Annotated in this window: 18 protein-coding genes and 1 pseudogene; 7 read left to right on the top strand and 12 right to left on the bottom strand. The window is 41.7% G+C overall.

All coding sequences use genetic code 11. The annotated features are described in order from the left end of the window. Window positions 1-5 precede the first annotated feature (5 nt). The 8 genes from JGK36_RS30990 to JGK36_RS30955 form a co-directional block, all read right to left on the bottom strand. Window positions 6-275, bottom strand: coding sequence for a hypothetical protein (locus tag JGK36_RS30990; RefSeq protein WP_293190283.1), 270 nt, complete (start codon window positions 273-275; stop codon window positions 6-8). A gap of 4 nt (window positions 276-279) precedes the next feature. After that, on the bottom strand, window positions 280-645 hold the full coding sequence (locus JGK36_RS30985) for a hypothetical protein (RefSeq protein ID WP_293186705.1): 366 nt from the start codon (window positions 643-645) through the stop codon (window positions 280-282). A gap of 29 nt (window positions 646-674) precedes the next feature. After that, window positions 675-956 (bottom strand): hypothetical protein, encoded by a 282-nt coding sequence (locus JGK36_RS30980; protein WP_293186704.1) that lies wholly within the window; start codon window positions 954-956, stop codon window positions 675-677. An 82-nt stretch (window positions 957-1,038) separates the two neighbouring features. After that, window positions 1,039-1,302, bottom strand: coding sequence for a hypothetical protein (locus JGK36_RS30975; RefSeq protein WP_293186703.1), 264 nt, complete (start codon window positions 1,300-1,302; stop codon window positions 1,039-1,041). Then, window positions 1,299-2,453 carry a hypothetical protein gene (locus JGK36_RS30970; protein WP_293199106.1) on the bottom strand — a complete coding sequence of 385 codons (1,155 nt, stop codon included), beginning with the start codon at window positions 2,451-2,453 and terminating at the stop codon, window positions 1,299-1,301. The genes JGK36_RS30975 and JGK36_RS30970 overlap by 4 nt, the downstream gene beginning before the upstream one ends. Continuing rightward, window positions 2,450-3,199 carry a hypothetical protein gene (locus JGK36_RS30965; protein ID WP_293199103.1) on the bottom strand — a complete coding sequence of 250 codons (750 nt, stop codon included), beginning with the start codon at window positions 3,197-3,199 and terminating at the stop codon, window positions 2,450-2,452. Before JGK36_RS30965 ends, JGK36_RS30970 begins: the two co-directional genes overlap by 4 nt. A gap of 81 nt (window positions 3,200-3,280) precedes the next feature. Continuing rightward, window positions 3,281-3,682, bottom strand: coding sequence for a hypothetical protein (locus JGK36_RS30960; RefSeq protein WP_293199100.1), 402 nt, complete (start codon window positions 3,680-3,682; stop codon window positions 3,281-3,283). Then, the gene (locus JGK36_RS30955) at window positions 3,672-3,998 is read right to left on the bottom strand and encodes a hypothetical protein (RefSeq protein WP_293199098.1); all 327 of its coding nucleotides are present in this window, start codon (window positions 3,996-3,998) and stop codon (window positions 3,672-3,674) included. The genes JGK36_RS30960 and JGK36_RS30955 overlap by 11 nt, the downstream gene beginning before the upstream one ends. Window positions 3,999-4,301: 303 nt before the next feature. Here JGK36_RS30955 and JGK36_RS30950 point away from each other — a divergent pair. Continuing rightward, window positions 4,302-4,808, top strand: a pseudogene (locus JGK36_RS30950) (C39 family peptidase); the annotation flags it as partial. Between the two features lie 260 nt (window positions 4,809-5,068). Here JGK36_RS30950 and JGK36_RS30945 read toward each other — a convergent pair. Genes JGK36_RS30945 through JGK36_RS30930 form a run of 4 tightly spaced genes read right to left on the bottom strand, consistent with a single transcriptional unit; the run spans window position 5,069 to window position 6,492 of the window. Beyond that, on the bottom strand, window positions 5,069-5,248 hold the full coding sequence (locus JGK36_RS30945; protein ID WP_293186698.1) for a hypothetical protein: 180 nt from the start codon (window positions 5,246-5,248) through the stop codon (window positions 5,069-5,071). Beyond that, a complete protein-coding gene (locus JGK36_RS30940; protein WP_293186697.1) occupies window positions 5,245-5,490 on the bottom strand; it encodes a hypothetical protein in 246 nt (81 codons plus the stop codon). The genes JGK36_RS30945 and JGK36_RS30940 overlap by 4 nt, the downstream gene beginning before the upstream one ends. Beyond that, window positions 5,487-5,861: a hypothetical protein gene (locus JGK36_RS30935; RefSeq protein ID WP_293186696.1), complete on the bottom strand. Its 375-nt coding sequence runs from the start codon at window positions 5,859-5,861 to the stop codon at window positions 5,487-5,489. Before JGK36_RS30935 ends, JGK36_RS30940 begins: the two co-directional genes overlap by 4 nt. Window positions 5,862-5,871: 10 nt before the next feature. Continuing rightward, complete coding sequence (locus JGK36_RS30930; RefSeq protein WP_293199096.1) at window positions 5,872-6,492, bottom strand: hypothetical protein; 621 nt, start codon at window positions 6,490-6,492, stop codon at window positions 5,872-5,874. 97 nt (window positions 6,493-6,589) lie between these two features. Between JGK36_RS30930 and JGK36_RS30925 the strand changes: the two genes are divergently transcribed. From JGK36_RS30925 to JGK36_RS30900, 6 genes are read left to right on the top strand one after another with little or no spacing between them, the layout of a single operon-like run. After that, window positions 6,590-7,519, top strand: coding sequence for a hypothetical protein (locus JGK36_RS30925; protein ID WP_293199094.1), 930 nt, complete (start codon window positions 6,590-6,592; stop codon window positions 7,517-7,519). Window positions 7,520-7,565: 46 nt separating this feature from the next. After that, window positions 7,566-8,063: a hypothetical protein gene (locus JGK36_RS30920; RefSeq protein WP_293199091.1), complete on the top strand. Its 498-nt coding sequence runs from the start codon at window positions 7,566-7,568 to the stop codon at window positions 8,061-8,063. A gap of 12 nt (window positions 8,064-8,075) precedes the next feature. Beyond that, window positions 8,076-9,035 (top strand): hypothetical protein, encoded by a 960-nt coding sequence (locus JGK36_RS30915; protein ID WP_293186692.1) that lies wholly within the window; start codon window positions 8,076-8,078, stop codon window positions 9,033-9,035. Between the two features lie 42 nt (window positions 9,036-9,077). Next, entirely contained in the window at window positions 9,078-10,253 is a 1,176-nt protein-coding gene (locus JGK36_RS30910; protein ID WP_293199089.1) for a hypothetical protein, read from the top strand. Continuing rightward, complete coding sequence (locus JGK36_RS30905) at window positions 10,223-11,974, top strand: hypothetical protein (RefSeq protein ID WP_293201286.1); 1,752 nt, start codon at window positions 10,223-10,225, stop codon at window positions 11,972-11,974. The genes JGK36_RS30910 and JGK36_RS30905 overlap by 31 nt, the downstream gene beginning before the upstream one ends. A 10-nt stretch (window positions 11,975-11,984) precedes the next feature. Beyond that, the gene (locus JGK36_RS30900) at window positions 11,985-12,230 is read left to right on the top strand and encodes a hypothetical protein (protein ID WP_293190258.1); all 246 of its coding nucleotides are present in this window, start codon (window positions 11,985-11,987) and stop codon (window positions 12,228-12,230) included. The last annotated feature ends 261 nt before the right edge of the window (window positions 12,231-12,491 follow it).

The raw sequence follows: 12,491 nt of genomic DNA, 5'->3' as shown, positions 1-12,491 counted from the left end.
CCTTCCTAGAATGGTGGCTCAGACTCGTCACAGGCATAGGTATTGTCCGCATTCCAAAGCTCAGGGGTTTCCCAGTTCAGTGATGCCAGAAAGTCGAGGAATGCTTCCCACTCAGTATCGAAAGGGATGCTTTCTCGATACTGAGTAGCCCAGTAATATTTCGTATTTGCCCCCGCTAAATCCCAAGAAGAGTCTAGAGATAGAATTACAGGATGAATAACCAATCCTATGGCGTCTGATTCATTGATTTGATCAACAAAGTCTTTGATGTTCACGCGGTTAAAACTCCAGTTCAGTGATTGTGTCAGTAGGTGTTTTTGATTTTTTATCAAAACCAACCGGCTTAGATTTAGTGACTTTTGGGCGACCGTTGTTAGTTGTAGCTGCAAGCCATGTTTCTACAATGTGGCGCAACAGTTCTGAGCGAGTTATTTCTCGTTCTAATGCTATCGCGGTCAAAGAATCAAAAACTGAGATACAAACATTAAAGCTTGCAACTTTTCTCAAGCGATTGTCTAACCGAGGTGTTGCCTTAGTGGCTTCAACAATCGCCTCCAGATGAGCTAGTCGCTTTAGGATATCGTCTAGTGTCAATACCGATGGTGACAACTCTTCATCGGTATTATTTGGTGCTTCACTCATCATGTAAAGGGTTTCCTGGATAGCAGAGCCTGTTAATACTCATACTCATACTCATCATCATCATTATCCTCATCATCATCGTCCTCTTTGGGCGGGACAAAAGTTTCGAGGTATTGGATGAGTGAAGCGATAGCTTCTTCCACGGTGGCAAATGTGTTGTCTACGTCTACTGGTTCAGCGCCGTCGATTGACCAGTACCAAATGACACCATATTTGTTGTTGACCGGCCTTATTGAAGTGAGATATTCAAGCTCACACCTGCTTTTTTGAGCAGCTAAGAGAGTATTGATTGATTTGCTCAGCGATTCACTCATCTGCGAGGCTCCTGTAAATAAATAAATAGTTTAAAGTCATTTCGGACTCGCTATTCTCCAAGTAGGCTCCTAAAGTAGGGAGCTACTTGGATACAATCGTAGATAGGAGGCTAGCTATTTTCTCAGACAATTGGACATTAACCGATAACAGACCTGAGGCAAACTCGTTAAATTCGGAGTCAGTCTTCAACTCTGTGGTCAAGCAGTCAAAGTAATTTGCCAGCCAGTTTAAGCGTTCTAGGGCTTCTACATTACTTGAGGAGACAAAAAACCCCAAGTATTTTTCTTGCCAAGTATCCGTAGGATTAATACCCAACTCGTTGTACATATCGATAAAAGGCTTCATTTGTTTTCGCCGATGAAACGATACACAAACTTATCGGACTCGTTCCTAAAAGGCTTAAAATTTAGTGATTTTAGGCATTCTTGAACTGCTGCTAATTTTGGACGCTCTAGAATGCCGTCTGACACCGCTGAATCAATACCTTGCTTGATTATTTTCGGAGGTATATCTAAGTTGATTACCGAGCTAAGGATTTCCCAATCAGCACGTTTTTTGCCACAATATTGCTCAATCGCTTCGATGACAATACTATCGACTATGTGAATTTTCTTTTTTGTGCTTCCGTCAAGCCAGTCGGCAACTTCGGATATTGCTGATTTAGCGTCATGCCATACCCCTGTAGTAACGCCAGTTGCAAGCAAGTCTCTCAGTAATGTCCAATACTCTTTACTGTGTCGAGGCTTTTGACTTGCTTGCAACTGTTTCCTAGTGGCAGCAAATTCATGCCAATTGATAGGTTGCTCCCAAAAGTTTCTGATTTCGGCTGCGGGAACTGACCAATTAATAGCATCCAGTTCTACTGTATTTTCCAAATCCTTGGTTTTTTTGGTTCTGATTACCAAGGTACGGCGCAACAACTCCTTGCTTTCGATTTGCCAAACGCTAGTAAATAATTTGGGGCAAAAAGTACGGAACTCAATGTTTTCACCTTTGCCATTGCTAATGAATTGCCTGTCTGTTTTACGATTGTAGCCATTTAGGAAGGCTGCCAAACAGTCGTTTGAATCAAACGTGTCAGAGTTAGTATTGTCAACCAGTAACAAGCAGTTTTTCTCGTAAGTCATTACTGTAGGGTCAACCCATCGTATGAGGTTGATGTGGTTTTTTAGACTTGCCCCCGTAGAACCCCCTGCTATCGGCTCTTGACCGCTTAGTAATTCAATGGCTAACAACATTTGAGATTTACCGGAGCCGGAATCACCCAAAAGCTGGATTACGGGAACAATGCTGCATAGCGTGGATTGCATCATTGCGAAGCTTGCAAGTAGCTTGTATTCGGCTTCGTGTAAACCTGCGGTTACGAGCCTCAGATGCCTGGTAATTGCATCACCAAGGGTTTCGTCACTTTCTGTTTCAAAATAGTTGACTCCCGATTCTGTATCAGAATGAAGCTTTCGAGCAAAATCAATCATTTCTAATTGTCGATCATTCATTGTTTATTTCCCATCAATTTTACTGTTAGCTCAATTGCTAGTTTCGTACTAAGCCCGATGTCGCTGTCCGCATCAGCCCTTATTATCAAAGCTAATTCTCCCAATGTTTGCCACTCAAATAAGCAGCTAGTCTGAGCCTTTAAAAAAGCTAATCGTGCTTGCAGTTTTTCTGCTTCTGATTCAGCTTTTGTGTAAGCACCTTTGTTATTGCTAAATTGATTTGCTCCAGCAACAAGCTTAGTCTTGTCTTCTTCGGTCAAATAGTTAAGAGCCGGCAGTGGGGATAAACTAAAAATTTTATCTTTCATTGTGCCCGCCATCGCAGAAGATGCAGCAGTATTTTGGTCAATTAATTCCCAAAAGAATGGATTAATCCACGGCAAGATTTGTCCCGTATAGCCTACTGCTGGATTTTTGACGAAGAAGTCGCTCAAGATGACGAATAAATAATTTTCATCTTTGCTGACCGCGACTTCTTCGTATTTTTTCTGTTCGACGCTATACTGCTGTTTCTTCTCTCGCTTAAACGAGAGATTGCACTTACTATTTTCAGCTTTAAAGCCTTTGTCACGGGATTCAATACCTACGCAGCTAGCGTTCAAAATCATTGTCATATCAAGTGAATCTGGCGACAATGAAACAATCATCTCGGTGACGGCAATAGTGTCAGCAACGGTTAGCCTTTCTGGGCTGACATTCAATTTTGCGGGATACTTCTCTGTTGCTGGATTGTAATAAATTGTCATGTTGTTGATGCCATGTTGTTGATGTATCCAAGTAGCTCCCTACTTTAGGAGCCTACTTGGAGAATAGAGTGAGAGAGTTTACTAGCTATTCTTGTAACTCTTCAAACACTCTTTTTTTGTGAGCTTCTGCCCCTCGGCTAGCGCATTAAGGAATGTGTCCTCAAGCGATGCTGTAACGTCACCTACTAAAAGGGCTATTCTGTGTCGAAATTCCGTTAGTCTATTGCTTTCTATTGCATCAAATACTAGCGGGACAATCAGACCTGCAATCACTTGCCGAACATATTCTTCATCGAAAACGACGATTCGTGCTTGTTGCGGTTCAGTGTGCGTGCTCTCATTCAGTAAGTGACAAACTTTGATATGCCGATAGCCGTCGGGTTCTAGCATCGTCAAATTTAGTGGGTGAGAAACTAAACGAATTTCTCTCCAGTTAAAAACTGGTACATCGGCAATTGCGGGCGCTGCGGTGTCATTTGTCATTGTTTTGGATACGATATTTTTCAAAGTTTTTGACTGTCTTTGTCAATTCTGCGACCGACAATGTAGGCGGACATTTTGCACCAAATAAGCGTTGAGGCTTTTCCGTGACTATCAGTAATCGTGCTGCGATAGAAGGGTGCAGAAGCTCCAATACTTTCAATTTGCAGCGTGCTTCTGGTGTTAAGAATCCCTTGGCTTCTACATAAAAGAAGTTATAAACAAGGAAGTCGCACACATATGTTAGGCGCCCTGTATTTCCCGTCGTATCTTTAAGGATAATTTTGGATTGAAGTCCAACATTATCAACACCAACCATCTGGACTAATTCGCGATAAACCCTGTATTCCCATTTACTGGCAAATCGGACAATATGCTTAGCCAGAGCGCCCGTAGTTGGGCGTTGATCTAAAACAATTCCAGCTTTAGTGCAGTAGTAAACAGGGGTGTTATTGAATTTAGATTTTGAAATATTAGCGATAATGTTCCTCCAATCCAGTTCGATTTACTTGATGAAATGCGATATTAGTTTCATCAAGTAAATCGAACTGGATTGTTACAGTTCGTTACAATTAAGGCGTAGCCAATGTAACGCAAAACGCACTACGTACTTATGAAAAACTCTGTAAAGCTTGATGTACCGTACCTTTCACAGTTAGACAACAAACGTAATCCGACAGGCAGTTGTAACGTCACCTCTGTTGCGATGTGTCTGCTTTGGGGGGGTGTGAGACCTCAGTGTCAAGGGATACAACTAGAAGATGAACTGTACGCATACATGGAGAAGCGTCGCCTTGACAGGCATTCACCACAAGATTTAGCTACTCTGGTGCGCGATTACGGCTTGAATGACAATTACACCGCAACAGCAACTATAGACGCCGTAAAGGCACATTTAAGCGAGGGTAATCCTTGTATTACGCATGGATACTTTACGGAATACGGGCACATTATTGTGCTGACTGGTTACGACGAAAAGGGGTTTATCGTTCATGACCCTTACGGCGAATGGTTTTCAGACGGCTATCGAACTGATTTAAGTGGTGAATATCTGCATTACAGCTACGACTTGATCGAGCGTACCTGCATACCCGATGGTTTATTCTGGGTTCACTTTATAGGCAAATAAAAATGAACCCCTTTGTATGTAAATAATTGTTACAAGGGGGTTGACACCCAATTTCAAAAATGGGACATTACAAATAACACCACACCACACTTTCCAATCCAAAAAAACATAATAAAGGGCGGTGTGAGGGAGGGAATAAATATAAATATAAATATAAATATAAATATAAATATATTATTTTATGTATTCCTTCAAGTAGCGCCCTACTTTAGGAGCCTACTTTGTAAAATGTAAAAGTATTAAACTTGAAACACACAGATTTACTTCTCAGGGGGTGTGACCAGCAATCCGGTTAGACTCGCTAATGCTGCCAAAGCAAGCTCTAAGCATCCCGACACAGATTTACCTTGCTGGGCTAGCAGCAACACCCCAAGGCTCGAAATAATAGCTGTAGAGCCAACGCCTGTTACGACTATGCTGTACATTCTCTTATTTGTCATAGGTCTCTTCCGGTAAATCCGCTGTTCTGGGCAATAAAATTATCCGTTTTATCTAGTCGCTGTTCGATATGGTTTAGTCGCTGTTCGATCAAATCAAGTGCGTGTAATATTTTTTGCGAATCAACAATCGCTTGACGCTTTGCTTGCCAAACAACGTTTAAGCCACTCAGGACGCCAGTCAAAATAGCTATGGTTGCACTTAGTAGGGCGATATCGATTTTGAGCATTATTGTATCTTTCATGCAATTATTCCTGTATATTCGTAAACACTGATTGCAACGGTAGTTGCTACTTTAGAAAATAAATCGATTGATAAGCGGTAGTCAACAGTAAACGGAAAATGTATTATACTTAATTCGCCTGAGATTATTATTCGTTTACTGTTGACTCTAGCCAATCCGTTTCCTAGTAAGCCTGATTCTATTTGTTGATTGACATATCCAATAGCTTGGTTTTTCCAATAATCAGCAGTAGCAGACACCGAAATCGCTACAATTGGTGAACTTAAAATGGTTGGGGAGAAAACTCGCGGGTAGGGTATTGTACCTGTGGCATCAAGATTCGTTTGCCAAACAATATTCCAGTTTTCTGCTACTGCTGATATTTTAACCATGATATTGTACTTAAGCTTTGACGGTAGAAATGGTTGTTTTACCTAGTCTTAATACTGCGTATCCAGCAGTATCACTCGCGCCAAGCAACACCCGAGCGGGGCCTGTTCCCGTAAACGCAGCCTGAAAAGCCGCAACTACCGCATCTACGCTATCGCCACCGACAGGGAAAGAAAAACTTTTGTCAGTCATTTTTACGACTCTAGTACCCCAAGTTGTAGTTTTTACTTGGGGTGTTGGTAGACCTGGGTAAACAGATACTCGAAGCACTTTTTTATGATTTCCAGCAAAATCCACGATACTTGAACCAGTTCCTAATTGCGCTAGCGTACTGCTTGCGGGCTTCATACCTAAAGCTTGTTTAATTCCGTCAGGAAGTTTAGCCAGAACCGCTGAAGGTGTTGGAATGCGGACAAATACTTTTTCGTTGCCTACTTGATTGGCTAGGATGATATCTGTCGGTGGTTTTTTAGCGTATGGCTTAGCGGATACTGCTAATTTTTTTGCAAGAATAGCTGCTTCGCGCCGTTTTGCGCGAGCGACACGAAGTTCTAGTTGTCCGCTGGTAATTGCTCTTCCCATGATATCTCTTTCTTTCGTTTGTTTGTATTTGTATTGTAGTGCAGCAATCATGGATAATGTCGCACCTTCTCTCTTCTTTTTGTGTGCTAAACCTATTAGGTTTAGATATATTTTGCATTACAATACAAAATAAAGTCGAAAGTGTATTATGCCCAAACAACCTGCACCTAAACCGGAGAATCTGAAACTTACCAATGAAGAGCCATCACTACTCTTTGCTATCCGGGAGCTTATTCGCACTGGGGGCATAGATTGGGACGAATGGTGGAACGAATGGAGACGGGGGATTCCAAACCGTAATCAAGCAGTTACCAATTTCAGAATATCTGATTGGATTGCGCCGAAATATTTAGAGCTTACTCAATTAGATAGTAAATCGGGTGTTCGTTACATTGAATATTTCCCAGACAGGGATAATGAATCGGAAAGTTATATTTTAGCTGGTACTACTCGCGATTTAATTGCACATATTGTTGCAATTGGGTATCAAAACGCTGCTAGCAACAATACTGTGAGTGGGAAAAATAGCAAGCCCCCGCTTAAGGGATTTCCATTAATTGAACTTTCTTTTATCAGCGAAGATAAAAAAGTTGGGAAAAAGTGGCTTCGACTTGCTGGGTTTACTGATGAAGCAAAAATTGCTCAGATTAAATTAGCCAAGCAAGTTACTCCTGCTGATATAAAACGGTGGGCGAACAAAATAAAAAACATTTTTGGCGACACTAAATATTTGTGGAAAAAAGGTAAAGAGTGTTTGTCTTACTCTGGACAAATTGCCCGTTTACAAGGATTAGAAGGCTATGCTTATGTAAAAAATCAAAAAGATGGTATTGAGTTATTTACGGCTATTCTCAAAATTATCGATACTATACCCGACAAAGATGGATTTAACCTCACGACTAGCACTTCACCAACAAAATATAAAAAAGAGAAGGAAATAATTGTTGCAGGGAAGTCTGTTATACCTGCCGAAAAACGACCAATTGCCGATTGTTACTTTGACTCCGCCACCTTAAGACTGCCACTTATGAATAAATCCATTCCTTTGGTAAAAAAGAATGTTATTTTATATAAGTAGACTCACTTTACAAAGTAGCGCCCTACTTTAGCGCCCTACTTATATTATGGCAATAATAACACCTGGTACAGGGGCAACAATAAGCGCCACCACAATCGAAGGACAGCTTTGGCAATTGGTACACCTGTACCAAAACGCTGAACGCGCAGACACCGAATCCGTTAATAGATTTGAATCAACAAAAGATGATTCATTTGTAATGGATGGCAAATTCACCATTCCAGGTAATCTTATTTGGACTCCTGCGACAGGTACATTTACCGATGTTACCATGCCTTATCTGCCTAGCACTATTTTTAATGCAGGCAACCCTTTGGGAACCATCAAATCAACCACACTGTCTCAGTATTTCATTGACGTAGTGTTATACATCATTGCTTGGCAAAACAACGGTGCTAAAAACACTCAAGCATTAACTAATGTCACCTGTACTTTTAACGCAAATACACGCGTGTATTCCGGTACATTTCAATTGCCCTATATTACTACAATTGTTGCAGGTGGTAATATTTCTGAAGTAGCAACAGAATGGTTATTGACCTAGGGAGAACAGTAGATGACTCAAAAAACATACGGCGTGACGATCGAAAATTCAGCGCTCGCCTTTAGTACCGAAGGGGTTAGTCCAGGCAAATGGCTACAGGACGCTGCATCGCAAGTATGGAATGCGATAAAAAGTGGTGTACAGGCTGCATTAGACTTAGGCAACCGCATGATAGAAGGTGGTAAAGAGCTATTTTCTGCAATCATGCGGGGTGACTGGGGAATATTTGGTGACTGGCTTAAAAACGACCCGATTGGAGCTATTAGCGGTGGTGCTGCCGTTGCGGTAGCTGGTTGGTTTGTTGGTAGCGCTACAGGAATCACCGCAGTTGCGTCAGGCGGTATTGCTTCTATGTGGTCAGCATTGGGTAGTGTCAAGATTGGTGGCTTTACTTTAGGGCTAATGTTGCCTACGCTTCAACAAGCTATTGTCGGAACTACTAATGTTCTGTACAATCTTGATTGGCAGCAATCGGATGCCTCAATAATCGCCGAACTAGAAAGTATGTACGTTTCTTTCTTAAACACGGTTGGCGAATCGACAGGCAGAATGCTTGCTGGTTTTGCACTAGGTGGGGGCAAAGGCAACCCCAAAATGACCATAAACATTACTGCATCGGCAGCGCTGTGTATTACGGCACAACAGGCGGGTAGTGATATACAAGAAGAGCTAGTCGAAGAATTAAGTCAGCTTGCTAATACCTTTGTCAGGTATGCTCGCAATTTAGCGGCTAAATTAGGTTATATGGAACTTCGCAAATGGGCAAGGAATAACGTTCGTACAGGCATCAAAGGAATCGACGACGCCATTGCTAACTGGGGGCTACAAGAAGGACAATCATTTACTATCGCTTCTGCAATTAATAACAAAGTAGAATCCATTACTGAGGAAAATCCTGCATTAGGCAATTTCTTAGAGGGTTTTATAGAAGGTTTTGGGGATGGCTTTTCGGATTTTATTGTAATGACTTAATCTAAAGTAGGCTCCTACTTTAGCGCCCTACTTTGTAAATATATGACACTATCAACTCGGACATTTTCAATTGCACTTAGCTCTACTACTACAAACGTAGTTACGGAAATAGTACACTTCCGCGACGAACCATTACTTACCGGAGAAAAGGCTGCCGTATATCTGGAAGCGTGCTTCTGCAACGTAAGCCTTAAAAGCTTTCAACTCATGAAATTTCCTAATTATGAAGGGGATGAATCAGAAGCAGAAAGGTTAGCAATGTTCACCGCAGCAGAATTAGCAAGTCAGAAAGTTGGTTTGAGGATTCTGAGTCGGAAAAATAACACTGGGGTATGGCGCGAAAAGGCTGAAATTATTCTTACTAACGCCGGACGCAAATCATATTTCGATTTGCTTATTCCTTATCTAGGAAAAGCTCAGGTGCGGTTATTGGAGTATAACGACGCTCTCGGAATTCAACTTATTGACTACGGCCATGGGTTGCTCAAACAAACCGATTTCATAGAGATTGAATTTGCGACTACCGTTGATATTTCAAAAAAAAACGATGATTTTTCAGAATTAAGTGCAAGAATAGCCTCTCTAGAATTGGCATTAGAAGGAAGGCTTGTAAATGTCCCCGCTAATTCGCTGCTTGGCAGAGGTGGTGGTGCGGGGACGGTAGAAAGATTACCACTGCCATTAGAAACAGATAAAGGGGGGTTCGGTGTTGTCAATACTGGTATATATGGAAGCGTAGCTATTTCAGCTATTCTCAAAAGCGGTTGGGGGGGTATACATTTTCAAGGGGCGTATAATGCAAATTATTTAATGCACAACCCTGCCACAGGGGATATAGGATTTTATGCAGCACAACCCGGTGCTCCTTTCTGGCGCTGGTATTCATCTGCAACAGAGTTTTTTATTTCCCAACCTCTGAAAATTGGGGTCGCTGCCACAGCTATTAAATCAGTTCGATCGCACGCGCAGGTAGTTGATTTTCCCAGTATTGCCAGCCAAGGGTTATTCTCTTTCGATATTCCGGTTGCAGGTGCAATGGTGGGAGCTTATTGTCATGTAGTACCTGTTCACAATAATCCCAATACAGGTTATTGGGCGCTTACTATGACAGCTATTGTGCAAGTCGCTGGAACAGTTTCAATATTAGTGAAAAACGACACGTCCTCCGCTGTTGATGCTGCACCTTTTTGGATACGCATTTTAATTATGGAATTTTAAGCGTCATGAAAAGAAGTAGGTCAATCAACCTTGATAAAGATAGTTCTCGTCGCCCAACTGAACAAATTGATATGGGGAGCAAGCCTGCTGCTGCATCACCCGAGGTAGGTAACTTAGGGATATCCGGCACGCGAGAACTTGGTAGCTACGGTGGTATATCAGCAGTGGGTGATGCAGCAGCAGGGATAGCAGAATTAGGAGCACCGGGAGTATCCATCAATATTAATCCTGCTGAACAATCTGCAAAAGCAGAGGTAGACCTAGGTATTAAGCAAGGGTTCGGCGTCAGTTTTGGAGGAGAAATAAAACGTACTCCAACTGGAGTCTCCGTAGAAAATGTTTCTTTTGGTGTTAACGTTTTGGGATTTGGCGTCAACGCTGAAGGGAATGGCAGTGAGTCGAGTAAATTGGGTGTTTCAGCTTTAGGATTTAAAATTGAAGTTGCCAACGACAAAGACGGCAAAACTTCTATAAGATTGGGGTATGAAATACCGGGCGCTAAAGGCGGTGTGACATTTGCTCCCGATGGCGAGAAAGAGGAAAAGCAACAGCAACAGCAAATACCTGGTATTCCAGTTTTCCCGATGCCAGTTGTGGGTAGAGTGTGTACAATAGAATTTACGGGTTACTATTTTCGGCAGGTAATTTATAATGGTTATCGGCGCGAACGGACTGTTAGAAATATTATTAACTATAATTCCGTTACCCAAAAAGGTACAGTAAAACAAACTAATATTGCCCGCAACATAGCAATACCTTCTCAGGAGTTACTGTCTGTCGAAGATATTAGCGGTAGTTGGGAAATAAGTTTCTTTAGGGGATATTCTGTCCCAGATTATGGAATCTACGTAAGTTACGCTGACAACGCTGATTTTTATATTATTCGAGGTGAAGAACAAAATATTTATTCCTATGTTCGTGAAAAAAAGATGATGTTGCAAAATGCTAACGGTAACATCAATAACGAAGAAATATGGATTAACACATACTCACCAACAGGCGGTACGTGTGACGCAAGTGATGGAACTAAAATTCCTATTAACAATTTAATAACCATCGTTCCACAAAACTTACCCAATTATCCACAAAGGTACAAGCCAATGAATTGTTGCGACAAAGTAGAAGAGATTTACAAATATCTTGGCATCGCCAAAATGAAGAAAAAGTTTAAGGTTGCCAAGCAATTCTTAGTACCAGGCGGTAATGGCAACGAGGAATGTGAGGATTACTACGCGCTATGCGAAGCGCTATTCAGGATGCTCGCTAATGGCTTGATAATTAATCCTGTCAGCAAGCCCCTAGGGAGTGAATGGAAAAATGTTAATGCTACTGCTTGGGCGTCTGGCGTTTACGAAATGGTAGCTGAAGCTATGTCGAACGGAGATACCACCCAGAAGTACGAAATTTCATCAATTATGCAGCAAGTTCAAATGATGTCAGCAATTGCAGAACTTAGTCGTAAGGTAGATTTTTTGAGCGAAGCTATCGGCATGACACCTGACTTAGACACAGAGGAATTACCTGTCTGTTTTACGATTCATGAAGCTCATAAAGGTTTTGGCAAAAAACAACCCAAACAAATTGATATCAGCAAGCCGAAAACTGATAATGAGGTAGAGAAAGTTTTGGGGACGATGCTGCAACCTAGTAAGATTCCTATTGTAAAATGGGTGTTCCGCCCCGAATCCATTTCGATCGCAGCGGCATTAAGCAAATTATAGGTATTACATCATGGCTACCAAGAAACCATCTAGCAGCAAGCCGAAACCAGGAGGTAAATCCCCCGGTGGCAAGAAAGAGAAGGGTAGCGCTAAGGGAACTATTAAAAATGCCCTAGCATCCAAAATAGAAGAATTAGTGCGGACTAGCGAACTAGATATGATGCTGCAACGGGAAAACTTGGGTTTAGCACCGAAGGGGGATATGAAGGAATTTATGCAGCCCTTGATAAAAAAGCTGAAGGGGCGTAGACGGTAATATTTTATACGTTGATTATTTACTCAACCGCAATAGCCGTAATTTTTATCGCTTTTAGTCCAGGTAGTGTAGTATAAATATATACAACGCTTCTCTCTTCGGATTATCTGTATCATTTTTCCTTGGTTTTAACCCTTGCCTGGTAAGCGAGGGTTTTTTGTTGTTGTATCCAAGTAGGCTCCTACTTTAGCGCCCTACTTTGTAAAATGACAGTAGGTACAGGAAAATAGTCAAAAAAATACCCCCTGGTTAAAGGGGGTA

The sequence above is a fragment of the Microcoleus sp. PH2017_35_SFW_U_B genome (assembly GCF_020737865.1).
Lineage (GTDB): Bacteria > Cyanobacteriota > Cyanobacteriia > Cyanobacteriales > Microcoleaceae > Microcoleus.
This window is presented reverse-complemented; position numbering and strand designations above follow the sequence as displayed.

What these genes read in the sequence shown, in the direction of transcription:
- JGK36_RS30985 (WP_293186705.1), bottom strand. Translation starts at nt 645, where the DNA reads ATGATGAGTGAAGCACCAAATAATACCGATGAAGAGTTGTCACCATCG.
- JGK36_RS30980 (WP_293186704.1), bottom strand. Translation starts at nt 956, where the DNA reads ATGAGTGAATCGCTGAGCAAATCAATCAATACTCTCTTAGCTGCTCAA.
- JGK36_RS30975 (WP_293186703.1), bottom strand. Translation starts at nt 1,302, where the DNA reads ATGAAGCCTTTTATCGATATGTACAACGAGTTGGGTATTAATCCTACG.
- JGK36_RS30970 (WP_293199106.1), bottom strand. Translation starts at nt 2,453, where the DNA reads ATGAATGATCGACAATTAGAAATGATTGATTTTGCTCGAAAGCTTCAT.
- JGK36_RS30965 (WP_293199103.1), bottom strand. Translation starts at nt 3,199, where the DNA reads ATGACAATTTATTACAATCCAGCAACAGAGAAGTATCCCGCAAAATTG.
- JGK36_RS30960 (WP_293199100.1), bottom strand. Translation starts at nt 3,682, where the DNA reads ATGACAAATGACACCGCAGCGCCCGCAATTGCCGATGTACCAGTTTTT.
- JGK36_RS30955 (WP_293199098.1), bottom strand. Translation starts at nt 3,998, where the DNA reads ATGGTTGGTGTTGATAATGTTGGACTTCAATCCAAAATTATCCTTAAA.
- JGK36_RS30945 (WP_293186698.1), bottom strand. Translation starts at nt 5,248, where the DNA reads ATGACAAATAAGAGAATGTACAGCATAGTCGTAACAGGCGTTGGCTCT.
- JGK36_RS30940 (WP_293186697.1), bottom strand. Translation starts at nt 5,490, where the DNA reads ATGAAAGATACAATAATGCTCAAAATCGATATCGCCCTACTAAGTGCA.
- JGK36_RS30935 (WP_293186696.1), bottom strand. Translation starts at nt 5,861, where the DNA reads ATGGTTAAAATATCAGCAGTAGCAGAAAACTGGAATATTGTTTGGCAA.
- JGK36_RS30930 (WP_293199096.1), bottom strand. Translation starts at nt 6,492, where the DNA reads ATGATTGCTGCACTACAATACAAATACAAACAAACGAAAGAAAGAGAT.
- JGK36_RS30925 (WP_293199094.1), top strand. Translation starts at nt 6,590, where the DNA reads ATGCCCAAACAACCTGCACCTAAACCGGAGAATCTGAAACTTACCAAT.
- JGK36_RS30920 (WP_293199091.1), top strand. Translation starts at nt 7,566, where the DNA reads ATGGCAATAATAACACCTGGTACAGGGGCAACAATAAGCGCCACCACA.
- JGK36_RS30915 (WP_293186692.1), top strand. Translation starts at nt 8,076, where the DNA reads ATGACTCAAAAAACATACGGCGTGACGATCGAAAATTCAGCGCTCGCC.
- JGK36_RS30910 (WP_293199089.1), top strand. Translation starts at nt 9,078, where the DNA reads ATGACACTATCAACTCGGACATTTTCAATTGCACTTAGCTCTACTACT.
- JGK36_RS30900 (WP_293190258.1), top strand. Translation starts at nt 11,985, where the DNA reads ATGGCTACCAAGAAACCATCTAGCAGCAAGCCGAAACCAGGAGGTAAA.